This window comes from Wolbachia endosymbiont (group A) of Philonthus cognatus, from assembly GCF_947251755.1.
GTDB classification, from domain to species: Bacteria; Pseudomonadota; Alphaproteobacteria; order Rickettsiales; family Anaplasmataceae; genus Wolbachia; species Wolbachia pipientis.
The window spans coordinates 1,094,578-1,117,307 of sequence record NZ_OX366388.1 but is presented as its reverse complement, the minus strand read 5'-3'; the positions used below and the strand labels follow the sequence as shown (position 1 = coordinate 1,117,307).

Below are 22,730 nucleotides of genomic sequence, written 5' to 3'. Positions count from 1 at the left end.
GAATGATATGTGGTATAAATATATTTTCAAATCTTTCAGCGACTTTACTTTCATACCCATGCTTTTGTGCTATTTCTTTAATTAAATCTTCTAAGAAACTCTTTCTGCTAGTAGCTCTTTTTTAATCAAGACATAACCAAATTCACTAGCTTTTTTGCTTAGAGTCTTCACTATTTTTTCCTTATATAACTTTTCATAGTAATCAATGCCCTTCTCTACATATTCCTGTCCATACTTTAGCATACTATAAAAAATGCACGCCAATTTCCTAGCCGTAGCGGTAATCGCTTTCGGTGCTCCTAGTCGTTTTTTTAACCTTCTGCAATATGCACCAATCCCACTGTTGCTTCTTGACACACACTGGGCAGCCATCCTAAAAGCATTTGCAGCACGAGCAATAACTTTGCGAGTTCTCGTCCCAAATACTTTTTCCCCTGTAACTTTATTAGCAGGACTTAGCCCCAACCAAGAAGTAAAGTGCTTCTCTGATGGCCATTTATCGTGGTTCAAACCAACTTCTGAGATAATTGTTTGTATAGTTAGCACATCAAGCCCAGGAACTTTAGTAAAATCAATACCGGTTACTCTATACAGTTCTTCGTGTAAAGGAAAGTCTGGTCTGTTTTTTGAAAACCTATTCTTTATTTTGCTGCATCGCTTATTCTCGTCAGATTTTGTTTCAAATGTTTTGTAATATTGTTCGATGCTTTTGTCGCATTCTGCTATTTTTTCCTGATAAATATTATACAATTCAAATTCTTGCTTTAACACAAATAAGAGTTCCTTTCTGTAGTCGCCTTTTAGCGCTTTTGCCATGGTAGATCTATCATTTCTTATCCGTACATCTCTCAATTCTGATAATTTTTCAGGATTCCTTTCACCTTCAATTATTGCTTTGATAATTTGCATACCGGTCACTCCAGTAATATCACTTATGACTTTGTGTAATTGAACGTTCATTTGAATTAACGCTTTTTGCATACGTAGAATATGTGTGGATGCACTTTCAATCAGGTTGCTACGTTGCCTAACGTAATTACGCAACACACACATTTGATCATCAGGTCTAAACGACCCATGGAGTAATCCATAGCTGTGTAATTGTTGTAACCATTGACAGTCTTGAACGTCGGATTTTCTACCAGGCACGTTCTTAATATATCGTGCATTTACCAATTTTACCTCAAATCCATATGACTCAAGTATTTGAAACAAAGGAATCCAATATACTCCTGTTGATTCCATAGCTACTGTTCTAACTTTACATTTCTTTAACCACCCTGCTAAGTTATGAAGATCAACTGTAAAGCATCCAAATTTTTTGACACGTTGTTCATCTCTTCCTTCAGGTACACATACATAATGTACAGCTGAGCCGATATCAATTCCTGCTGTATCAGGATTCACTATTTCTAGTTTACTTTTTGCCTTTATCATGGTAATTATCCTACTATAACTTATAATGGAGAAGCACTTAAGCTTGGGACGGTTAGATTATACAATCTTCTAAGAAACTCTTTCTGCTAGTAGCTCTTTTTTAATCAAGACATAACCAAATTCACTAGCTTTTTTGCTTAGAGTCTTCACTATTTTTTCCTTATATAACTTTTCATAGTAATCAATGCCCTTCTCTACATATTCCTGTCCATACTTTAGCATACTATAAAAAATGCACGCCAATTTCCTAGCCGTAGCGGTAATCGCTTTCGGTGCTCCTAGTCGTTTTTTTAACCTTCTGCAATATGCACCAATCCCACTGTTGCTTCTTGACACACACTGGGCAGCCATCCTAAAAGCATTTGCAGCACGAGCAATAACTTTGCGAGTTCTCGTCCCAAATACTTTTTCCCCTGTAACTTTATTAGCAGGACTTAGCCCCAACCAAGAAGTAAAGTGCTTCTCTGATGGCCATTTATCGTGGTTCAAACCAACTTCTGAGATAATTGTTTGTATAGTTAGCACATCAAGCCCAGGAACTTTAGTAAAATCAATACCGGTTACTCTATACAGTTCTTCGTGTAAAGGAAAGTCTGGTCTGTTTTTTGAAAACCTATTCTTTATTTTGCTGCATCGCTTATTCTCGTCAGATTTTGTTTCAAATGTTTTGTAATATTGTTCGATGCTTTTGTCGCATTCTGCTATTTTTTCCTGATAAATATTATACAATTCAAATTCTTGCTTTAACACAAATAAGAGTTCCTTTCTGTAGTCGCCTTTTAGCGCTTTTGCCATGGTAGATCTATCATTTCTTATCCGTACATCTCTCAATTCTGATAATTTTTCAGGATTCCTTTCACCTTCAATTATTGCTTTGATAATTTGCATACCGGTCACTCCAGTAATATCACTTATGACTTTGTGTAATTGAACGTTCATTTGAATTAACGCTTTTTGCATACGTAGAATATGTGTGGATGCACTTTCAATCAGGTTGCTACGTTGCCTAACGTAATTACGCAACACACACATTTGATCATCAGGTCTAAACGACCCATGGAGTAATCCATAGCTGTGTAATTGTTGTAACCATTGACAGTCTTGAACGTCGGATTTTCTACCAGGCACGTTCTTAATATATCGTGCATTTACCAATTTTACCTCAAATCCATATGACTCAAGTATTTGAAACAAAGGAATCCAATATACTCCTGTTGATTCCATAGCTACTGTTCTAACTTTACATTTCTTTAACCACCCTGCTAAGTTATGAAGATCAACTGTAAAGCATCCAAATTTTTTGACACGTTGTTCATCTCTTCCTTCAGGTACACATACATAATGTACAGCTGAGCCGATATCAATTCCTGCTGTATCAGGATTCACTATTTCTAGTTTACTTTTTGCCTTTATCATGGTAATTATCCTACTATAACTTATAATGGAGAAGCACTTAAGCTTGGGACGGTTAGATTATACAATCTTCTAATCGAGGTAGTCATAATAGACTCCATCAGTGGTTTAACCGTTCCTCCAAAACCACGCTCCTAAACGGGCACTTAAGCACCATTGATCAGTCGGTTATAACTGCAGAAGTACTTCTTGATAAATTATATATAAAAATTGCTATGGAAGTGAAGAAATAGTTTCTTTCCGGTTTAACAAGATTTTTTTCTTGTTCGACGCTCCTAATAGGCTAGTAGTTATATCCATGTTCATAACCTTACTTTTTGTAAGTATAACAGATGGTTTATTTTTATCCTGAAAAAACATTATTACTACCACTCATTACTTTAGAACCACAAGATATTGAATCTCCAACTCTTCCTATACCATACCCATTTGTAAACACTGTTTTTGACCCTTCAGTTAATACTCTACTTTCTGTAAAATTATCTCCTTTTCGGCAAACTGGTTTACCATTCACAAAAACATTATTACTGCCGCTAATGCAAAAATGTGGTGTTGCTTCTGCACAATGATCTCCTACTCGCACAACCGATTTATTCATCAATTAAGGTTTATTTTATCTGCCTTCAATTTTATTCCACTTTTTGTCATTTCTATACTTGATTCCCCAGCTTTCAGTGTTATTTTGTCTACTACTTCAATCTCTAAATGATGTTTATCTTTATCGTATGACAACTTTGTTCCATCTTGAAATTTTATACTATTTATTTCTTTTTTATTCTCTGGTGCAGGGTATTTTTCCTGATATATTCCAGCTAGTACTACTCCTAATGATAACTCTCCCAATGGTGACAATATTACTACCTGTTCATTTATGCTTGGTGGTAACCAGCTTCTTTCCTCTCCTGCTCTAGAAGTTATCCATGGAAGAAAATCTGTTAAAAGTTCTCCTATCTTCACTCTTACTTTTGCTTTTTCATAATCTATTTCTTTAATGATCCCGATACGAACAATGTTGGCCATTTTCCTCTGTAGTTCCGAAATTGCAAAATTATTTTCTAACATTTATTTCACCGATTTCTATTTTGTGTGACCTAAATTTTCCTTCTTCCCAAATAGATCGCCCTACGTGTATTGTATGCACCCACTCAATCAACCACACTAAATACGCATCTAACTCTGGCCTAAATCCGTCAATTTCCGCAGAGATAAATTCTCCTGGTGAAACATTTTTCACGTTCCAAGTATTTTTATTTACTACTCTTGCTACTTCTGCTGCTAATGACCTTACAACTAACGAGGAATACTCGACTGTTCCATCAACTACAATTCTCGCTTCAAATCTTGCTTTCAGCGCTAATTCCTCTGTTCCAGGATCTTTTCCCGATTCTAAACTCACAAGCTCTACAAATAACGCTGGCGCTAATAATTCTTTTCTTATCGATGGATAAATTTCACATGTCTGTATAGCCGGTATTTCTTCCTTTAACTTAGTACAAATTGCTTGATGTAAATCTTTCCAGAACTTTGTCATATCTTTAAAATATAGTTTAGCTCATGCTTAAAGTATTTCTCAAACACTCTCTCACTCTCATAATCAACAAGGTCTTTTATTATTCTTGAGCCTTCAGGTTCCAGTGGTAGTTTTACTTCCTTTATTGGCAATGCTGCTCTTCCTTCACGTTTAAACATACCGCTATTTCCTTTTGGCATAACTGCTGCAAATCCTCCTATAAACTCATGCTTTCCTACTTTCGATCCTCTTCTTGTTTTTTGTATTTTGCCAATTGTCGATGCTCTAATGTCATAGAGATTTGCTCTAATTAACACTTCTAATCTGCTAGTTTTCGCCTTAAAAATTCTTAATCTCTTTCTTATCAAACTTAATTTTATCTTCTTTTCCTCACTGATTTCCTTAGCTGCTTGCGCTTTTAACCATAGTGCTGTTCTATTTAGTGCTTTTATAGCTGCCAGTTTTATTTTCTGCTCTTTTCTTTCAATATTGGAGATTATTTCATTAATATTGTTACTAATTTTAATATCAAACACTTTCTATTGCCTCAATTTTCCATATTTCACTCGAAGAATCTTTTAACGGTGGTTCAAAAATCTTGTAGAACCTTTTTTCAATCTTGATATAATCGCCTATGCTAAAGGAAGTAACGTCCTGATCACGTATTTCTATAGAAGCAATTTGCTGAGTTAATGCTCCATCTGCACCTAAAGAGTACGTAGTGTCAGGACGTTTAATTAGCACTTTTATTTTACGAATACCCTCCTTATTTTTATTACAGTATGTGGCTTCCACTCCTAAATGCTTAAAACAATCCTCCAATAATCGCTTAATATTCTCTTGCATATTTCTTTTTGATATACTAACCTTTACATGCTAAGAAAGCGCATACCGGTAGAGTCGTTCTGTGCCTCACCACCTTGTAGTTACTCTACCAGTATGTTATGCTATAGTGACTTTGATTAATGTTCCTGGTCTATGGCACATTGGCAGAGGATTTGACTGCGTATGCAAATCAGTTCCTCTATCAAATCTTCTTGGCTCTTGTTTTGCATATAGTGGCTGTCCAAGAGTATTTACTGTCTCATTAAAATCTGCTGGTGCAAAATATGTTGTAAATGTGCTTGCTGTTCCTAGTGGAAAACAGTGCCCTGTATCTTTCTCAATAAATCTTCTAACCGTTCCTTCAGGGTCAGTTGCTTGCCCTCTATATTCCTCAAATGTTATTCCACAAAACGTAAATCCTGATCTCATATCATTCCGAAGTGCTGCTCCTTCTTGCCATCTTTCATATGCTTCTTTTACTTTACTATGCGAAGTGAGTGCATCAAAAAACTCAGGGCTTACCAGTGCATGAATTCCGGTCATATATTCACCACTTAGATTATCTTCTATATGCCGGAGTACTTCCAGACACTTACGCTTGACATCTGTTGTTGCTGTTCCAAGGGCAAAATTTACTACTTTTGGTGTAATTTCAAATTCGTTGTACAGATTTAATAATTCTGACCCGTCAGCATCTAAAATTATTCCTTTCAGCGCTCCCACTCGTAAATGCTCTAATGTTATTGCGTGTTTGTTTCTCATTAGCTGTAAATGGTCAGTTATTACGTCTGCCAGCGCTTTCAGTTCACTTTCTGATCCAAATGCCCTTATTCCCTGTACTTCCTCTGGTAACACTACATCATCATGTGGAATGTGTGGAATCGTAAATGTTCTTACCTTTCTTTTTCCTCTTTTTCCTACTGTTGCTGGTGCTCCGGGTACTTGTGTTGGCAATAGGCTTAAAACTCCATTATGTTCTTCTATGGTGATATGTCTAAATCTTACTGACCTATTTGGAAACAAATTTAAATTTTCAACACGTCCATAATTTATCGGCAATATATTCATCGCATTTGTTAGTGCCGTCATGCTAAATGCTGTGTTTGTAAATGGATTTTGCATTCTTTCTTTTCCCCCTTTTGTATTTTTAATAGTTTTTTTAAGCTCCCTTGCGGACAATGATTCCTCGTACTTCAAGTTGCTTTATTGCTTCAGCTTTCTGTTCTTCAGTGATATTTGCTGGCCATACAACTTCATAATCTGCTAGCATTGCTATACGTGTAATGATTACTGCTTTGGTGTTTTCCGTTGCGTTTACATCACTTGTTATTACACCTATCGCTGTTTGCGTGCCATCTGTGGCAGTTGGATTTATTATCTTAACCATGCTATCTTTATCGAGAGCCACTACTGTACCAAGCTTTAGGTTCTGCCCTTTTGCTACTGTTATCTGATCTCTTGAGTATAGACTGGATACTTCATATTTCAGAAGATCTCCTAAATTATTTGCTTCAGTTATGCTTGTCATTTTTTTCTCCTATCAACTATGTTTGTTATAAAAAAAACTGCGTAAGTTTTTCTAAAATTTCGATGTTAAGTTAAAGTAAATCTTCTAACGTAATCACTTTGTCGATTATTTCTTTCAAGTACTGGTTTTCTTTTGCTCCGTTTGCAGCAATAAGCACCCAGAATATCTGCTTTCTTGATCTAGCTTTTTCTTTATAAATTGCCTCTTTTTTTCTTAATTGTTCTTTATATTCTTTTGTTATTATATAAGGTTTGTCACTGTACTTTATTTCACATAGCGTTGTACATTCATCTTCTCGCTCAAACACTAAGTCAATTTGAGCACCTCTTTCTTTACTGTTTTTCTCTGGGTGATATTGCCAATCTCCACATATACTCCATATATGACCTATATTTAATTTTTTTCTAATTGTATTCGCATGTTTTAAACACACTGTTTCAAATGCTTGTCCTACCCATGTTTGCCACGCTGGTTTTTTTATTGCTAACTCCCAATAATGAATATCACTTGTTATTGCCTTCTTCATTACTTCTCTGAATGGTTCAATCCACTCTAGATAAAATAACACATATTCGTCCATTACCCTGTAATATACTCCTTTTGTTGCTTTATTCAATGGTGTGAAACTTCCTATGAACCCTGCTTCTTCTAAACTCTTTAGTTTAGTAGTTAAGTACCCTCCTTCAGTGATTTTTATTGCTTTTATCAGTTCTTTTCTGCTGATTCCTTTTGGCTTTTTTGCAATCGTGCGAATAATATTTACATATGTCTCTGGTTCTTCATATAAAGAGTGAAACAACATATCAAATTCATCAAATAACAAGCCATCCTTCTGAAAGCAGATCTCATTAATATTTTGTGCTGCTGACAGTCCTTTACTTATTTCTTTTAGGTAATGTGGTATTCCTCCCATTGCCATATAGATCTGTAATATCTGCTGATTGTTTAGATTAACTCCTAAATATCTTAAATACTTTTTAGTTTCGCATAGGTTAAAAGGCTGCAATCGTATTCTTGCAGTAATACGATTATGTAATCCACCTTTATTATATATTAAATTTTCTAACATCCAAGAAGCTGCTGAACCACACACAACCAATTTTAGCTTTTTTCGGTATGTCCAATACACATTCCAAAAGTGTTCCAGTGCTACTAAGAATCCTGATTTTCGTGCAGCTAGCCATGGTAACTCATCAAAAAATATCACAACTTGTTTATCCCTATACATATCAATCGAAAGAGTTAATTGATGTAACGCATCCATCCAGTCTTTAGGCGTAGTTATCCTTACGCAATTGTAAAAATTTAGACAATGATTCTGCAAAGATCTCAAGCTGCGCCTTTAAGTTACCTTTGTTAAGGCCTGTCTGCTCAAATAAGATTACATCACGTTTGCTAAAAAATTGTTTTATTAAATATGTTTTTCCCACACGACGTCGACCATACACTGCAATAAACTCAGCAAATTGTGAGCAAAGCCTACTTTCTAAAATAGCTATTTCTTTTTCTCTACCAATTATTGGCTCGTTCATACAATTTGTCGCGACGTATGCTAGCATTATATTCCGCAGTTATAAGATAATCAATTTTATTTTACCGCGGCTTATGTTAGCGTGATATACCGCGGTAAAGAGTCTCAAATGCCTGCTCGATTTTTCGCCACCTGTATCATCAAGTCTTCTGCTGAATTCTGTGGTATCGTACTCATTATCTCTGTCTTCTCCACTTGTTTGGCTAATATCGACATTAATACCTCTTGCACTTGTTTCGGACTCATGTTCTGTTTTATAAATTCTTCTATCCTTTCTGGCATCTTTGATAAATTACATAATCTTATTACCTCTAATACTTCCGTGCGGCAGCTCTCATACCCTAAACATCTTCCTTGTTCAATTAGATCATCAAAATCAATTGCGTGTTCTTTTATCTCAGTTTTAGTCATGTTACTCCTATAATTGTCAATAAATTCTGAAAATGTCGTAATTCCATCAGCAAGTCCTATCTCTATTGCTTTCTCGCCAAAATATAGCCCTGCTTCTGTTGATTTGATTCTTTCCGTGGAAAGGTTTCGATTACGTGCTATTAGCTGCACAAACATCTCATATAAACGATCTATCTCCTCTCTCAAACTTTCTAAACCTTCAGAGTTAATAGGCTCATGCGGGTTTAAATCATTTTTACGCCTTCCTGCAAATATTGTGGTATATTTTATTCCCTGTTTTTCATCAAATTCACTTTGATCTATATGACTTGCTATCACTCCTATACTCCCAATTCCTGAAGTGCGGGTGAGAAAAATCTTTTCAGCGCTAGAGGCTATAGCGTACGCAGCAGAATATGCATCATCATTTGCTATCGCTATTATCCTCTTTTTTGCTCTTGATTCATAAATAAAGTCAGCTAGGTCAAATATACCGTTTACCTCTCCTCCGGGGCTATCTATTTCCAGTATAATTGTCTCTATGCTACTATCTGCTAATGCTTGTGTAATTTGTTCTTCTATTTGCTCATATGATGTCATTCCGAGCATTTCATCAAATGCACCAGGTTTTTTAGTTAAAATGCCATGTATCGGTACTATTCCTCTTTCACTATTTCTTACTGCATGTTTTATATTTTTAAAGATAGGCTGCTTTCCTGTTTGTAGTGACAGTAACTCAAAACTCCTTGGTTCTACCATTACACATCTGTTTAGCCATTGTTGTTTCATATCACCTCTTGATTTGCAGTAACCTCAGAATCAAAACTTAAGCCCAGTTCGCTTGCACGTCTTTGATCTTCTGCTATTTCTTGGTCAATTTCTTCAACATCGTAACCCATTTCTGATACTACTTCCGATCGACTCTTAAATCCATTCCTTACTGCCATTTGCTGTGCTTGCTGGTCTTTCAGTGGATCTACCCAATCAAATCCCTGTGGTATCCATTTTACTTCTTCTTTCGCTGCTTTTACTACTTTTTCATCTATACAGAGTTCTCCACAAAGTACTGCTAATTCTAGCCATCTATTCCAAATAGGTCTACAAAACTGGAACACTATCACGTTATGCTGTAACATTGCACACCTTCTGCGAAACTCTATCAGCCCTGCTCGAATGGATGAATAATTAACACCTGTTAAATCTCCTGTTAGCTGCTCATATGTTATCCCTGTACCAATCGCTATTGCCCTCAGTTGCTGTCTCATGAATGCTTCATAGCTTCCTCCAACATCTGATCAACTATGTTTTTTTAAATTTTTTGAATTTAGTTTTATTACAACTCTTGTTTATAACTTTGTATTTTTATTCAATTAAAAAATGTATTTTTGGTAACAAAAACCCTAGTTTACTACAGAAAGAAATTTATATCAAACAACTACCACTGCTTAGACCGTATGGTTGATGAATATGTGCTTTAAATTTGTGTGGGCGCACATATTCATCAACCTATTTTCTATGCAGATTTTAAAAATTTACGTTGACTGCTTCTTTAAGTCTTGCATTAGCAATCACTATAATTTTACGCATTAGAGCTGTTATAGCTACCATCTTTTTTTTACCTCTACCAATGAGATCAGAATAAAAAGCACCAAGTACAGATTTAGACTTTGCAGCAGCCATAGCAGCAGTAAAAAGCTTTGCACGAACATTGCTTCTACCACCTGTTATCCTTCGGTAACCAATAGTTTTACCGCTTTCTTTTGGATGCGGGGCAACTCCAGCAAGACTTGCAACTTCTTTTTTGTTTAAGTAGCCAAGTTCTGGCATCAGGCATACAAAATCTTGAGATAACTTGATACCTATTCCCGGTACTGTTCTAAGTATTTTTTGGCGCTTTTGTAACTCTAGATTTTCATCAATGATTTTTTGTATTGCATTATTGATCTCATTTATCTGACCGTTAAAAAAGTCAATGGTTTTTTGGCAACTTTCTTTTATATGCTCGTTTTCAGGTGCTTTCAGTCTACATTTCTCTTGAACTCTCATTTGTGTAATGTCATCACGTCGTTGACAAAGTGCAACTAAGGCTGTTTGTTCTTTTGACATAGGCACAAATAGAGATAGAGTACTATAGCGTTCACATCCATATTGAGCAAGAGCTCTTGCATCTGATTGATCAGACTTTGCTAAAGTTCCATGAGATATGACAAAGCTTTTTACTTTGCGAGTATTAGCTCGATGTACAGCAACATTCTTATCAACAAGAAAATGTGCTAAGCCAAGCTCATATTTTCCAGTGTTTTCCAAAGTTACTAGAGAATTAGGTAGGATATCTGAAAATTTTTGAAACAACTGTTGCCAACCAGTAGCATCATTGTCAAACTTGATAGTGCTCTTTTGGTTGTGAGTTGCGGCAACATTTTTAAATTTTCCGATATCAATTCCAATGAAATTTTGATAAGATGTAATCATAATAAATAACCTCGATAGTTTAATTAATTTAAGATTGTAAACGGGTGCATACATATGTCCCATGCAACTATTCAAACGTATCGAGAGATGGGGCTAGTGTACCTTGATCTGAACGGTTGTAATACCAATGGCTCTTCGGTCGCACATGCCCGTGATAGCCCTATTCCTATAGTGAGTAGGGTTATCTTTCCCTCTTATCTCTTTTATATCACATTTTTAACTTACAATGGTTCTGAAAATTTTATGTCCTCACCTGGGTCTAAAAGTTGCATAGTTCCAGGTTCTAGGCCAGATAATGCTACTCCTTGCTCACTTGCTTCACCTTCTCCCATGATATTTGCTTCTGGATCGAGTCTCGTAATAAATCCAGCAAACATTGCTGCTGTCTTTTTTCTCACTAATTCTGCATCATCATATTGATCAAGCTCATAAAGCTTCAGCAGTATATTAGAAAGCCAAGGCTCCCCTCTGATTTGCCCAGGTCTTAATGGTCTATAAATATGTAAAACATCATTTGCTGGTACTCTCACTGATTCTCCAAATGAGCCTTCTCCTGGATGTTCTCTAAATAAGTAATATGCCTCTCTTTGCCCAAGTCTATTGAACTCAATCCCGTTTCTTATTACATTACCATTTCCTAAAGTTTGATTTGTTTTATTATCTAAATGTTCAGACTCAAGTACTTGCAGTTGTAATGGTACAGAAAATCTATCTTCCAGCTTTCTCGTTCTTAAACGTACAAAACATTCTCCTCCCTCTATCATACTTCTGCACACTAGAGCTTGTAATCCATAAAAATCACTTACTCCGTTACTATCTGCTTCATCTGTCCATTTTAGCCATAATTCTTGTACTTTCTTTCGAAATTCTCCATCTCTTGCTTTTGATTGTGGTTTTATTCCTGTTCCAATAGAGTTACTTACTATTGTATCAATGATATTTGCTGCATATGGATTTTTTCTCACCATATCACGTGATCTACTACGTAAAGTTTCAAGGCTTTGAGACAGCAAATTGTTTATACTTCCTGACTCTGGTTGAAAGTGAAAAAATCTTCTTCCTGAGCCTGCTCCATCCCACGCTGAACTTTTGATTTTTGGCTTGTTGAATAGTTGTTTGAATGACTTAAGTAGCATTACTTTTCCTGATCTGAAACTTTAGATAACTCAGCTTCTAATTCCTCTATCGTTGGTAAAGCTGTCTTTATATTCTCTGGTAGACTTTCAGTTATTCGATATTCTGCTAGTCCTATTGGTTTTGTCATATCTTTTAGAGTGTATTTTGCTAGTACATCATTTTTAGATTTACATAAAATTAATCCTACAGATGGTTGATCTGTCTCGTGTTTTAGCAAGTCATCTACTGCTGAAAGGTAGAAATTCATTTTACCGGCGTATTCTGGTTTAAACTTATTATCTTTCAATTCAATTACTATAAAACAACGTAATTTTAGATGGTAGAATAATAGATCGACAAAGAAGTCTTCATCACCAACATCTAAATGAAATTGTCTACCAACAAATGCAAAGCCTTCACCAAGTTCTAACAAAAACTTCTCCATATGTCCTACAAGACCTTTTTCTACTTCTCTTTCATGAGCATCCTTTCCTATACTTAAAAAATCAAAAATATATGGATCTTTTAACGTGTAATGCGCTAGATCTGATTGAGGTGAAGGTAACTTCTCTTTAAAATTAGTGATAGCCTTTCCTTGACGTTTATGTAACCCAAGTTCAATCTGCATTACCATGATGTTTCTTGACCAGCCATGTTCTATAGCTTCTTTTATGTAGAATAGCCTCGCTTCTTTGTCTCGAACTAAGTCCATCAGAAATACATTATGTCCCCATGGCAATTGGGCAACAAGTTGTTGCACAAATTCAATATCTTGATATTCCCCTGCAAACTGCCTCATATATTTTAGATTTCTTGTGCTAAAACCTTTCATTTCTGGAAACTCAGCCTTTAAGTCTCTACTTAACTGCTCAATTACTTTGGATCCCCAACCTTGGCTCTTTTGTTTTTCTAGAATCTGTGTTCCAATATAATGATAAAGTAGTAGTAGCTCTTTATTTACTGTTCTTGCTGCTTTATAACGACTAGTAGCAATCTGCTCTTTCAGCTGATCTAAAAATTCTGTATATTCTTTTGCTATAATTTTTGTCATACGGTTCCTTTCAACGATTTTTATCATTATATAATCCCATTACTCGTTGAAAAAACAATTTTCCTCTTTGGCTTCACACCTGCAACTTTTAACCCCGCTTTTATTCGTTGCCTGAGCTCCAATAAATCCTTTATTTGAACTTCCCCGTACCGCACAACATGGTCACCATATGCAATTGAGACAACTCTTTCTCCGCTTTGCAGTTTTTGAATTGCTTTCTCAACTTGAGTTAAATCAACTATGTTTTTTTTTAATTCTTCACTGTACATTTTGACTACTAAGCCATTTACTCTGTCTTAATTTTTTAGGCTTTTTGCTTTCCATTTTTCCACTCAAACTATTCCATTTAGCCTCTGACCACCTATCAATACCAAGAGCAATAGATGCTGCTCTCGCATAAATCCGGCAATCTAGCACTTCATTTCTTTCTCTCACCTTTTGCCACTCTTGTTTGGTATATCCCTTTACTACCTTGCTGACTAATTGCTCTGCCGTTAGCTGCTTAAAATATTCAGGTGCATACTCTGGAAAATGACAATACCCAGGTAGAGCTTTTCCTTCTTCTTTTAAAATATTAAGTAATTGAAAAAGCTCTGACTTTAATATTGATACTCCAACTGGCCAGAGCTTTATTCCTCTCTTTAGCTTTTGACCACCAACTGTTACATCTACTCTACTTGGGCTGCTAAGTGGCACTAGGGCTTTATTTACACCTTTGACTGCCATTACTCTTCCAGATCCTTGATGACCTCTTACCCAGTTATATACTTCTTGCGTTGCATATCCAGCATCTACTGCCATCATGCTTATCATATATTCAAGCCCATTTTCACCGATAAAATGATGATTGAGGAGCTCCGAAAGCTTTCCCCATACTTCTCCTCCTCCAGTATCTCCTTCAAATACTCGGTAGTCTATTGACCAACTTTCACGGCTTTTTCCCCATGCTACAACTTCTACTTCTAAACGATCTTTTTGGACATCAACACCTGCTGTGAGAACTACTTCGCCTTTTGGTACTGTGCCTACGGGAAAAAATTCTCTCCTGTTAAATAATTGCTTCCAATCTGGTACTTCTCCTTTATCTACCCAAGTTTCTCCAAGCGTTGTATTTATCCAAACTTTCAGTAATTGTTCGCTTTCCTTTGCATGGAGAAAGTCCTCTACTGCTTGTTGCCAACTATACCAGCCAACTGGACTATAAAGACTTGAAAGATGAAATCCTTTTTTCTCACCTTTTACTCTATTAGTAGGTCTCCATTCTCCACGCTCAAGCATCTCTGTCTTTTGATGATTTTCTATTTTGCCGCTACATTCAGTGCAGACATAATGTGCTGTTCTTGAGTCGTTGTTTTCCCATTTAATTTGTGACCATTTTAGAACTTGATAGTAATTACAATGTGGACATGGTACAAAAAAATATCTCTTATCTGTTGCTTCAAATTCCTTCTCAATTCTGCTTATTCCATGAATTGTTGGCGTTGATACTAAAAAAATCTTTCGCCGTGCAAATGTATTGGTACGAGCTATGCTGAGTAAAACCGGATCTCCTTCACCTCCTGAATCTCCTGGATAGGCGTCTATTTCATCAAGAAAGAGATATTTTACTGGCATAGCTCGGAGGCTTACACTGCTGTTTGCTCCAGTTATTACTACTATTCCACCTGGAAATTCCTTACTTTGTACAGTATTGCCTGAGTCTCTTGACCTTGGGTCTTTTACTTTACTCTTTAAACATGGCGTACTCTCTATTAACGGCGCAAATCTTCCTTTTGACCAACGCTTTCCCATTTCAACTGTTGGCTGCACAACTAACATTGGACCAGGAGTCTGATCTATAATATAGCCTATCCAATTGTTACCAGCTTCTGTTCCTCCAATCTGCGCTCCTTTCATGAATACTACTTTTTCTGCTGGTGAGGACGGAGAAAGTGAATCCATGATTTCTTTTAAATAAGGAGTTCTTTCTGTTCTCCATTTACCTGGCTCTGATGCTGCAGTTGCTGCTAAAACTCGATACTCATTTGCCCACTCTGATACTTTAAGCTCTGGATCTGGTCTTAAACCTTCAGAAAAAGCTCTAGCGTATATCATTGTCTGCATCTACTCATAATTGGTTCTATCTCAATATTGTTAACAGTAGAGTTTATTCCTCCACACTCCTCCAATTCCATAAACATCTTTTTCTGAAATTCGTTTTCTATATATCTTTTGCTCATCTCACTTATCATTAGTGCTATAATAAGCGCAAGTATTCCTGTTATTGTTGCAAAAATGATAGCATTGCTTATTGTTGTTGCTGTTAAACCTATATATGCTGCCATTGCTACTGCACTTACTGAGGTAAAAACACAGATCACACTATTGTATTTTCTTACTTTTGCATCTCTATGTCCTATACACCTATAATAAACTGGTACAGACTTGCCTATCTCGTCTGGTAATTTGATGCTCTTTTCTTTAAATAAAGTTTTTAGCAATTCTAAATTATTTGACTTGATTGCTAAGTGCAGAACATGTGTATAATTTGCTCCTTTTTTCAGCAATAACTTTACTACATGTAAATGCCCTTTTTCTGCAGCAAGGTAAATCGGTGATAGACCTTTATTATTTACAATATCAATATCGATTTCTTCTTTTAAAATTGTATCTACAAGCTCAATTTCTCCCATTTGTGCAGCTAAATGGAGTAGACTATTCTTTTCAGAACCGTATTTATTACTCACCAAAGCCTTCTTTATCTCAGGTTTAGCGTAATCAAATGGTGTCTTGCCGCTATCGTCTTTTACCAGAGGGTCTATATCTTCTCGCGTTAGTAAAACTTCTATTGTTTTAAGTCTTTCAGCGTAATGTAGTGGTGTTTTATTTTCGTAGTCTTGTAGATTCACTTGAGCATTAGGCTCCTTTATTAAGCATTTGAGGATATCAAGACATAAATCTCTTTCATCGTAATTAGTATTACTTACAGCTATATGAACAGGTGATAATTTCATCGAGTTTTGTCCTACACGTGCGCTATTTACATCTGCTCCTAGCTCCAGTAATAACTTTACTATCTCCAATTTTTTGTTGTTAACTGCATAGTGCATCGGTGTCTGATTTCGTGCATCAAAAACCTCGATTTCAGCATTTCCTTCTCTTATCAAAATCTTTACAACTTCTGCATGTCCTATCCCTGCTGCTAGATGTAATGGCGTATGATGCAAAGCATTTCGTACATTAACGTTAATACCTTTTCTGATCAAATATCTCACTGCATTAATTTCACCTATCATTGCAGCTAAATGAAGTAAGCTATCTTGTTCTGACCCGTACTTGTTATTAATTAGTGCTTGTAATATTTCTGCTTTTTTCCCTTCTTTGGCGTAATCAAGAGATGTTTTACCTTCATTATCTTCCACAAAAGGATTAATGTTCTTCTTCGTGAGTAACAAATCCACCATGCTTAATTCATCAAATTCTATAGCACAATGTAGTGGTGTCTTTCCATTTAATCCTCTGACATTAACATCTAATCCAGGTTGATTAATTAGACACTTTATTAACTCCAAACTTAAGTTATCAGCCATTTTATATTCAAAATCTTTTTTATATTTGAAATTTAGTATTAGATAATTCTTGTAATGAGTTTGTAATCTCCTCAGTTAGCGCCATATGAATCTTTTCAGTGTCACTCAGTGATGCAAGCAGTGCTGAAACCCTATTGGGAATATTAAGCAAATTATTACGCACAACTCTTGCTACATTAAATGCATCGCGCTTTACTTCCTCTACTGCTACAAGTTCTCCTATCTCAGCCTTAGCTTTCGCCTCAAGAAGTTTACCTCGCTCCATTTCATTTTTTATTCGCGTTTTAAGCAACATCGTGGAAAGTTTTTCTCCGCTTTCTGAATAGTTTTTTCTTCTCAGTGGTTGACTTGGATCTCTGATTGTTTCTATAGCCCTGTTTGCTTGTTCTCGGTCAATGAGTCCATCCTCCAACTCAACTATTCCTTTTTTTACTAAATAACAGACATATTGCTTTGATACTCCTATCTCTCTTGCCCATTCTGTTTGTGTGATTTTTTCCACTCTTTTCCTCCTCTCTTTTCGCTCCTTTTTACGAATTTTCTTCTTGAATTTCCGCAAAAGTTTTACCAGTACTGGCTAAAAGGGCATCTCTTCCGGTATATATTTGCCAACGTTTTATGGTTACATCTACAAATTTTGAATCTAGCTCTATTGTCCTGCAAATTCTTCCTGTTCTCTCACATGCAATCAGTGTACTTCCAGAACCGCTAAATGGATCAAGTACTATGTCTCCTGATCTGCTGCTGTTTACTATTGCTCTCTCCATTAGCTCTACTGGCTTCATTGTTGGATGTAATGAGTTATGTGTTGGCTTATCATAAAACCACAGATCACTTTGATTTCTACCCCCATGCCACTCACGTTTATTGCCCCTTTTCCATCCATAGAGCATTGCTTCGTATTGTCTTTGATAATCAGATCTTCCTAGTGTAAAATGATTCTTTGCCCAAATGATGAATGTTGACCAACGACCACCTGCTTCTTCAAATACTTTTTGTAACGTCGAAAATTCTGATGATGATGTACAGATATAAATTGCACCTTTGGTGTATGCTAAAATATGAGTGCAAATATCATAGAGAAAAAGTTCGTACCTTTCACCTTGATTATCGTTTAATATCTTTTTGTCTTGGCTATTACCATAATCAACGTTGTATGGAGGATCACAAATAGTAATGTCTGCCATTTTATCGCCCAGTACTGCTTTAAATGATTCAACTACAGAGCTATCACCACAATAGATTCTATGATCACCTAAAATCCAAAGATCACCTGGTTTTGTTACCTTTTTGTCATCAACAGCTAAGTCAGAAAGATCTTCTTTTTCACTATCTAAATCATCAAGGAAATGTTGAACTTTTTCTAATTCAAATCCAGTCATTTTAAGATCAAACTGTAAATCTTCTAACTCTTGAATTTCCACCTTCAAAAGATCATCGTCCCACTTTGCCCAATTAGCTGATTGATTGGCAAGCAGTCGAAAAGCTTTAGTTTGTGGTTCATTTAAATTATCACTGAGGACTACTGGAATACTTTCCATACCAAGTTTTCTTGCTGCTTTAAGTCTTAAATGACCATCAACCACAGTTCCATCGCTTTTTGCAACTATTGGAATACGAAAGCCGAATTCCCTGATTGAAGCACACATTCTATTTACTACGTCATCATTCTTACGTGGATTACGCTCATATTCGACTAGATTTTCAACAGGATAGTAGTGGATTGCTAAATTCATATCTTAATAATTAAAAAGTTAATATTCAAAATATCTCTGACGCTAAAGAAGGCCTGGGGTCATACCCACCAAACCCGCCATTATGGCCGAAAGGACCCACTTTTACGGTATTTTTAATGTGTTAAAATCTTTACTAAAATTCATAACGTAGAACATTAATGCCAAAGCATCTGCCTCATTATCATCTTTAGGAAAAAACCCTTTTTCACGTATCGCTTCAATAACTTCACTCTTACTTGCATTGCCATTACCAGCTATAAAGCGTTTTATAGTTTTAACATTAACACCTTGGTATGGTACGTGATGTTCTTCACACCAAGCAGACAGCACTGCAAGAAACCCACCGTAGCAATGGGCTGCATCAGTTCCTAAATGTCTTCTCACCTCCTCAAAATACACTACAGAAATGTCTTTCAAAGAATTAAGCCAATTACGAAAATTCAAGAAGCACATGCCACCTCCGCTAAAACGGCTACCATGAAAGCTTTTGCTCCCACTTTCAATTACTCCATCTGTTAGAATTGCCCAGCCCGTTTGTTTGCCAAGGTCCAGTGTTAGGATTGACATTTATATTCAGAATTTGTTTCGCTAGAGTGCTATATAATATATATTCAGGATTTGAAAAATTTTTGTCCAAAAAATCTTCTTCTTAAGCAAACTTTTTAGAAAAAACTTGGTTAAAAATCAGTAAACAGCCCTTGCATAATTATTGGTCAAGACTTTCAGATTTCTATCTTAACTATTTAAATAGTCTATTATGTTATTATGGTGTGGTTAGTTTCTTATGAACATTTATCCAAATCGTAAATTTTGGGAAGATGATTTAGAAGTACCTGTTAACCATTTGCTTGATCGTTTTCACAATACAAAAATACGTCAGTCTTGGATAGATTCACTTTCTGGTAAGCAATTAAATATTATTTTTCAAAACTCCTTTAAAGATAAATTAAACGCTCAACTCTTTGATGATGAAAGTTACGATAATACATCTGTACAATACAAACGTAAAGTTATTGCTAATTATTCCGATTCTCTCGTTACTTACTACTTGATTACCTGTTTTGACCGTGCAAAACTAGAAGTTACTGTCAGTGAAATTGCAAGATCTGCATTAACTACGGAACTCATGAAATCCTACCTTGTAAAAAATAATAATAAATATGATAAGAAGTCTTTGCTGTTTCTACTGTTTCATGCAGATTACAATCTTTTAAAGTCTGTCTATCACTTTGAAAAAATACAAAGAAAGAGTTTCATGTCTTTTGCCTTACAAAAAATACCAAGACGACCAAATACTCCATTTAAGGACTTTATCTCAGAGGAAATCATACAACAAATACTGAAAGAAGATAACATTAAGAGAAATGACAGTTTCGAGAGTCAACTACAAGGTTTCTTCTATCATCAGAATCGTTTATATGTGTTAATACGAAAAGCTAGCGATATAGATTTGTTGTTAAATTCAAACAAAGTTATTCATGGCCATAAGGCAGAGTGGATGATTTTGGATTTTCTACTAAATGGCACTCAGGTAGATCTTGGTGCTAGAAATATTGATCAAGCTATAGAAATAGCAAATAGCATTGCAAGTTGTTACTTTGGCTGCGAATGTATTTTTGTAGATGTGCAGGATAAAAATTTCGCGGAACAGGTGCATAAATTTATAGAAACTTGTATTAATGAATCTGATTCAAATATTCGTGTTTTTGAGTTAAAGTTTCAGTCAAATCGTTTCAATTACAGCTATACTAATATCACTTTGACTGTCGCTCCATATGATCCTATTGCACCGGAATTGCATGTTTTAAAGCCATTTGTAGGAAACATAGTGCCACTTATAGAGTCGATTAAAGTAATATTTCAAGGCAAAAAGATAGGCTTATTTTTCAAGCGAAGTGATGAGTATATAGCAATTTACTACTCTGAACATCCTCTGAATAAAAGGGAAAGAGAGGATTTTAAAGCATACATAAAACAATTTTATGGTCTTACAATCTTGCCAAGAGCAAATCTCTGATCTTCTTAATTCTGGCAGCTCTTGGGTTAACCCAAATCAAAATTACATCAAAGCAGCAAGGTATTTGTCAGATCTTGAATTAATTAAGATGCAGGAGAGGTCTTACATTATCTGCTCTCGTAGACAAGATAAATTAGATTGGCCAAATATAGTTGATCCATACTGTAACAATGAGATTTTCATTGATGAGGACTTTAACGAAGCATGCGATAATATAATTTGTGAAAATTGCAACCGTGATATTTTACCTAATACCTACAAGAAGCAAAGATTTCACCGCTTATCTGTATATTTTAACCCAGAGAAATTTATGAATTGGTTTGAAGGTCAGCTAAGTGATACAAATTTTATGTGGCAAAAAGTGGAAAGTGGAGTTTATCATGTTGGTGGACAAGGTAAGATTGTAAGTTTAATCATACTTGATTTTTGCACCAATCCAACATTCTTAACGATAGATAAGCTTAAAGCTAATCCAACTGTATTAATAATACTGAGAAAAAATCCATCAAACATACCTCTTGATTTGCCCATAGTAAAAATGGTTGACCTTTTCTTTCAGCATAAGACTTTAATTGAAGTATTCCAAGAAGCAGCACAAAGAGGAGTACTAGAGTTCATACCAAATACTTCAATGCAAATCTTACATACTGCACTTAATCTAATTGAACCTTCTAAGAAACTCTTTCTGCTAGTAGCTCTTTTTTAATCAAGACATAACCAAATTCACTAGCTTTTTTGCTTAGAGTCTTCACTATTTTTTCCTTATATAACTTTTCATAGTAATCAATGCCCTTCTCTACATATTCCTGTCCATACTTTAGCATACTATAAAAAATGCACGCCAATTTCCTAGCCGTAGCGGTAATCGCTTTCGGTGCTCCTAGTCGTTTTTTTAACCTTCTGCAATATGCACCAATCCCACTGTTGCTTCTTGACACACACTGGGCAGCCATCCTAAAAGCATTTGCAGCACGAGCAATAACTTTGCGAGTTCTCGTCCCAAATACTTTTTCCCCTGTAACTTTATTAGCAGGACTTAGCCCCAACCAAGAAGTAAAGTGCTTCTCTGATGGCCATTTATCGTGGTTCAAACCAACTTCTGAGATAATTGTTTGTATAGTTAGCACATCAAGCCCAGGAACTTTAGTAAAATCAATACCGGTTACTCTATACAGTTCTTCGTGTAAAGGAAAGTCTGGTCTGTTTTTTGAAAACCTATTCTTTATTTTGCTGCATCGCTTATTCTCGTCAGATTTTGTTTCAAATGTTTTGTAATATTGTTCGATGCTTTTGTCGCATTCTGCTATTTTTTCCTGATAAATATTATACAATTCAAATTCTTGCTTTAACACAAATAAGAGTTCCTTTCTGTAGTCGCCTTTTAGCGCTTTTGCCATGGTAGATCTATCATTTCTTATCCGTACATCTCTCAATTCTGATAATTTTTCAGGATTCCTTTCACCTTCAATTATTGCTTTGATAATTTGCATACCGGTCACTCCAGTAATATCACTTATGACTTTGTGTAATTGAACGTTCATTTGAATTAACGCTTTTTGCATACGTAGAATATGTGTGGATGCACTTTCAATCAGGTTGCTACGTTGCCTAACGTAATTACGCAACACACACATTTGATCATCAGGTCTAAACGACCCATGGAGTAATCCATAGCTGTGTAATTGTTGTAACCATTGACAGTCTTGAACGTCGGATTTTCTACCAGGCACGTTCTTAATATATCGTGCATTTACCAATTTTACCTCAAATCCATATGACTCAAGTATTTGAAACAAAGGAATCCAATATACTCCTGTTGATTCCATAGCTACTGTTCTAACTTTACATTTCTTTAACCACCCTGCTAAGTTATGAAGATCAACTGTAAAGCATCCAAATTTTTTGACACGTTGTTCATCTCTTCCTTCAGGTACACATACATAATGTACAGCTGAGCCGATATCAATTCCTGCTGTATCAGGATTCACTATTTCTAGTTTACTTTTTGCCTTTATCATGGTAATTATCCTACTATAACTTATAATGGAGAAGCACTTAAGCTTGGGACGGTTAGATTATACAATCTTCTAATCGAGGTAGTCATAATAGACTCCATCAGTGGTTTAACCGTTCCT

Annotated in this window: 23 protein-coding genes and 2 pseudogenes; 2 read left to right on the top strand and 23 right to left on the bottom strand. The window is 35.7% G+C overall.

Features of this window, described 5'->3' with window-relative positions; translation table 11 throughout:
* Positions 1–90: 90 nt before the first annotated feature.
* The 22 genes and pseudogenes from OPR21_RS05235 to OPR21_RS05130 all read right to left on the bottom strand — a co-directional run bounded on the left by OPR21_RS05235 (position 91) and on the right by OPR21_RS05130 (position 19,145).
* Positions 91–1,437, bottom strand: coding sequence for an IS110 family RNA-guided transposase (locus OPR21_RS05235; protein WP_174515809.1), 1,347 nt, complete (start codon positions 1,435–1,437; stop codon positions 91–93).
* A gap of 69 nt (positions 1,438–1,506) precedes the next feature.
* Positions 1,507–2,853 carry an IS110 family RNA-guided transposase gene (locus OPR21_RS05230; RefSeq protein WP_174515809.1) on the bottom strand — a complete coding sequence of 449 codons (1,347 nt, stop codon included), beginning with the start codon at positions 2,851–2,853 and terminating at the stop codon, positions 1,507–1,509.
* A gap of 340 nt (positions 2,854–3,193) precedes the next feature.
* A complete protein-coding gene (locus OPR21_RS05225; RefSeq protein ID WP_063630987.1) occupies positions 3,194–3,448 on the bottom strand; it encodes a PAAR domain-containing protein in 255 nt (84 codons plus the stop codon).
* Entirely contained in the window at positions 3,448–3,912 is a 465-nt protein-coding gene (locus tag OPR21_RS05220) for a phage baseplate assembly protein V (protein ID WP_265029741.1), read from the bottom strand. Before OPR21_RS05220 ends, OPR21_RS05225 begins: the two co-directional genes overlap by 1 nt.
* Entirely contained in the window at positions 3,899–4,381 is a 483-nt protein-coding gene (locus OPR21_RS05215) for a hypothetical protein (protein ID WP_265029740.1), read from the bottom strand. The genes OPR21_RS05220 and OPR21_RS05215 overlap by 14 nt, the downstream gene beginning before the upstream one ends.
* The gene (locus OPR21_RS05210) at positions 4,378–4,896 is read right to left on the bottom strand and encodes a phage tail protein (protein WP_265029739.1); all 519 of its coding nucleotides are present in this window, start codon (positions 4,894–4,896) and stop codon (positions 4,378–4,380) included. The genes OPR21_RS05215 and OPR21_RS05210 overlap by 4 nt, the downstream gene beginning before the upstream one ends.
* Positions 4,889–5,206, bottom strand: coding sequence for a head-tail joining protein (locus OPR21_RS05205; RefSeq protein WP_265029738.1), 318 nt, complete (start codon positions 5,204–5,206; stop codon positions 4,889–4,891). The genes OPR21_RS05210 and OPR21_RS05205 overlap by 8 nt, the downstream gene beginning before the upstream one ends.
* 96 nt (positions 5,207–5,302) lie before the next feature.
* Entirely contained in the window at positions 5,303–6,307 is a 1,005-nt protein-coding gene (locus OPR21_RS05200) for a major capsid protein (protein WP_265029737.1), read from the bottom strand.
* Between the two features lie 37 nt (positions 6,308–6,344).
* Positions 6,345–6,713 (bottom strand): head decoration protein, encoded by a 369-nt coding sequence (locus tag OPR21_RS05195; RefSeq protein WP_265029736.1) that lies wholly within the window; start codon positions 6,711–6,713, stop codon positions 6,345–6,347.
* A 70-nt stretch (positions 6,714–6,783) separates the two neighbouring features.
* Complete coding sequence (locus OPR21_RS05190; protein ID WP_265029735.1) at positions 6,784–7,977, bottom strand: AAA family ATPase; 1,194 nt, start codon at positions 7,975–7,977, stop codon at positions 6,784–6,786.
* 7 nt (positions 7,978–7,984) lie between these two features.
* Positions 7,985–8,245, bottom strand: a complete 261-nt coding sequence (locus OPR21_RS05185; RefSeq protein WP_265029733.1) for an ATP-binding protein — start codon at positions 8,243–8,245, stop codon at positions 7,985–7,987.
* A 104-nt stretch (positions 8,246–8,349) separates the two neighbouring features.
* Positions 8,350–9,423, bottom strand: a complete 1,074-nt coding sequence (locus OPR21_RS05180; protein WP_265029732.1) for a S49 family peptidase — start codon at positions 9,421–9,423, stop codon at positions 8,350–8,352.
* A pseudogene (locus OPR21_RS05175) lies at positions 9,420–9,929 on the bottom strand (phage portal protein); the annotation flags it as partial. The gene OPR21_RS05180 and the pseudogene OPR21_RS05175, both read right to left, overlap by 4 nt.
* A gap of 229 nt (positions 9,930–10,158) precedes the next feature.
* On the bottom strand, positions 10,159–11,106 hold the full coding sequence (locus tag OPR21_RS05170; RefSeq protein WP_265029711.1) for an IS110 family RNA-guided transposase: 948 nt from the start codon (positions 11,104–11,106) through the stop codon (positions 10,159–10,161).
* 227 nt (positions 11,107–11,333) lie between these two features.
* Positions 11,334–12,242: pseudogene (locus OPR21_RS05165) on the bottom strand (phage portal protein); the annotation flags it as partial.
* Positions 12,242–13,273 (bottom strand): PDDEXK nuclease domain-containing protein, encoded by a 1,032-nt coding sequence (locus OPR21_RS05160; protein WP_265030309.1) that lies wholly within the window; start codon positions 13,271–13,273, stop codon positions 12,242–12,244. The gene OPR21_RS05160 and the pseudogene OPR21_RS05165, both read right to left, overlap by 1 nt.
* A gap of 26 nt (positions 13,274–13,299) precedes the next feature.
* Positions 13,300–13,542, bottom strand: a complete 243-nt coding sequence (locus OPR21_RS05155) for a gpW family head-tail joining protein (protein ID WP_265029731.1) — start codon at positions 13,540–13,542, stop codon at positions 13,300–13,302.
* On the bottom strand, positions 13,532–15,367 hold the full coding sequence (locus OPR21_RS05150) for a phage terminase large subunit family protein (RefSeq protein WP_265029730.1): 1,836 nt from the start codon (positions 15,365–15,367) through the stop codon (positions 13,532–13,534). The genes OPR21_RS05155 and OPR21_RS05150 overlap by 11 nt, the downstream gene beginning before the upstream one ends.
* Positions 15,364–16,842, bottom strand: a complete 1,479-nt coding sequence (locus OPR21_RS05145) for an ankyrin repeat domain-containing protein (protein ID WP_265029729.1) — start codon at positions 16,840–16,842, stop codon at positions 15,364–15,366. Before OPR21_RS05145 ends, OPR21_RS05150 begins: the two co-directional genes overlap by 4 nt.
* A gap of 19 nt (positions 16,843–16,861) precedes the next feature.
* Complete coding sequence (locus OPR21_RS05140; RefSeq protein ID WP_265018064.1) at positions 16,862–17,344, bottom strand: hypothetical protein; 483 nt, start codon at positions 17,342–17,344, stop codon at positions 16,862–16,864.
* Between the two features lie 28 nt (positions 17,345–17,372).
* The gene (locus OPR21_RS05135) at positions 17,373–18,578 is read right to left on the bottom strand and encodes a DNA modification methylase (protein WP_265029728.1); all 1,206 of its coding nucleotides are present in this window, start codon (positions 18,576–18,578) and stop codon (positions 17,373–17,375) included.
* A 102-nt stretch (positions 18,579–18,680) separates the two neighbouring features.
* Positions 18,681–19,145 (bottom strand): crossover junction endodeoxyribonuclease RuvC, encoded by a 465-nt coding sequence (locus tag OPR21_RS05130; RefSeq protein WP_265029727.1) that lies wholly within the window; start codon positions 19,143–19,145, stop codon positions 18,681–18,683.
* Between the two features lie 217 nt (positions 19,146–19,362).
* Between OPR21_RS05130 and OPR21_RS05125 the strand changes: the two genes are divergently transcribed.
* Together OPR21_RS05125 and OPR21_RS05120 are read left to right on the top strand one after the other, a co-directional pair.
* Positions 19,363–20,595 carry a hypothetical protein gene (locus OPR21_RS05125; RefSeq protein ID WP_265029726.1) on the top strand — a complete coding sequence of 411 codons (1,233 nt, stop codon included), beginning with the start codon at positions 19,363–19,365 and terminating at the stop codon, positions 20,593–20,595.
* On the top strand, positions 20,561–21,301 hold the full coding sequence (locus OPR21_RS05120) for a hypothetical protein (RefSeq protein ID WP_265029725.1): 741 nt from the start codon (positions 20,561–20,563) through the stop codon (positions 21,299–21,301). The genes OPR21_RS05125 and OPR21_RS05120 overlap by 35 nt, the downstream gene beginning before the upstream one ends.
* Here the strand turns inward: OPR21_RS05120 and OPR21_RS05115 are convergent.
* A complete protein-coding gene (locus OPR21_RS05115) occupies positions 21,267–22,613 on the bottom strand; it encodes an IS110 family RNA-guided transposase (RefSeq protein ID WP_174515809.1) in 1,347 nt (448 codons plus the stop codon). The two genes, OPR21_RS05120 and OPR21_RS05115, sit on opposite strands and share 35 nt — an antisense overlap.
* Between the last annotated feature and the right edge of the window lie 117 nt (positions 22,614–22,730).

Excerpts from the sequence above, each read along its gene's own strand:
- OPR21_RS05235 (WP_174515809.1), bottom strand. The coding sequence starts at position 1,437 with ATGATAAAGGCAAAAAGTAAACTAGAAATAGTGAATCCTGATACAGCA.
- OPR21_RS05230 (WP_174515809.1), bottom strand. The coding sequence starts at position 2,853 with ATGATAAAGGCAAAAAGTAAACTAGAAATAGTGAATCCTGATACAGCA.
- OPR21_RS05225 (WP_063630987.1), bottom strand. The coding sequence starts at position 3,448 with ATGAATAAATCGGTTGTGCGAGTAGGAGATCATTGTGCAGAAGCAACA.
- OPR21_RS05220 (WP_265029741.1), bottom strand. The coding sequence starts at position 3,912 with ATGTTAGAAAATAATTTTGCAATTTCGGAACTACAGAGGAAAATGGCC.
- OPR21_RS05215 (WP_265029740.1), bottom strand. The coding sequence starts at position 4,381 with ATGACAAAGTTCTGGAAAGATTTACATCAAGCAATTTGTACTAAGTTA.
- OPR21_RS05205 (WP_265029738.1), bottom strand. The coding sequence starts at position 5,206 with ATGCAAGAGAATATTAAGCGATTATTGGAGGATTGTTTTAAGCATTTA.
- OPR21_RS05200 (WP_265029737.1), bottom strand. The coding sequence starts at position 6,307 with ATGCAAAATCCATTTACAAACACAGCATTTAGCATGACGGCACTAACA.
- OPR21_RS05195 (WP_265029736.1), bottom strand. The coding sequence starts at position 6,713 with ATGACAAGCATAACTGAAGCAAATAATTTAGGAGATCTTCTGAAATAT.
- OPR21_RS05190 (WP_265029735.1), bottom strand. The coding sequence starts at position 7,977 with ATGGATGCGTTACATCAATTAACTCTTTCGATTGATATGTATAGGGAT.
- OPR21_RS05185 (WP_265029733.1), bottom strand. The coding sequence starts at position 8,245 with ATGAACGAGCCAATAATTGGTAGAGAAAAAGAAATAGCTATTTTAGAA.
- OPR21_RS05180 (WP_265029732.1), bottom strand. The coding sequence starts at position 9,423 with ATGAAACAACAATGGCTAAACAGATGTGTAATGGTAGAACCAAGGAGT.
- OPR21_RS05170 (WP_265029711.1), bottom strand. The coding sequence starts at position 11,106 with ATGATTACATCTTATCAAAATTTCATTGGAATTGATATCGGAAAATTT.
- OPR21_RS05160 (WP_265030309.1), bottom strand. The coding sequence starts at position 13,273 with ATGACAAAAATTATAGCAAAAGAATATACAGAATTTTTAGATCAGCTG.
- OPR21_RS05155 (WP_265029731.1), bottom strand. The coding sequence starts at position 13,542 with ATGTACAGTGAAGAATTAAAAAAAAACATAGTTGATTTAACTCAAGTT.
- OPR21_RS05150 (WP_265029730.1), bottom strand. The coding sequence starts at position 15,367 with ATGATATACGCTAGAGCTTTTTCTGAAGGTTTAAGACCAGATCCAGAG.
- OPR21_RS05145 (WP_265029729.1), bottom strand. The coding sequence starts at position 16,842 with ATGGCTGATAACTTAAGTTTGGAGTTAATAAAGTGTCTAATTAATCAA.
- OPR21_RS05135 (WP_265029728.1), bottom strand. The coding sequence starts at position 18,578 with ATGAATTTAGCAATCCACTACTATCCTGTTGAAAATCTAGTCGAATAT.
- OPR21_RS05130 (WP_265029727.1), bottom strand. The coding sequence starts at position 19,145 with ATGTCAATCCTAACACTGGACCTTGGCAAACAAACGGGCTGGGCAATT.
- OPR21_RS05125 (WP_265029726.1), top strand. The coding sequence starts at position 19,363 with ATGAACATTTATCCAAATCGTAAATTTTGGGAAGATGATTTAGAAGTA.
- OPR21_RS05120 (WP_265029725.1), top strand. The coding sequence starts at position 20,561 with ATGGTCTTACAATCTTGCCAAGAGCAAATCTCTGATCTTCTTAATTCT.
- OPR21_RS05115 (WP_174515809.1), bottom strand. The coding sequence starts at position 22,613 with ATGATAAAGGCAAAAAGTAAACTAGAAATAGTGAATCCTGATACAGCA.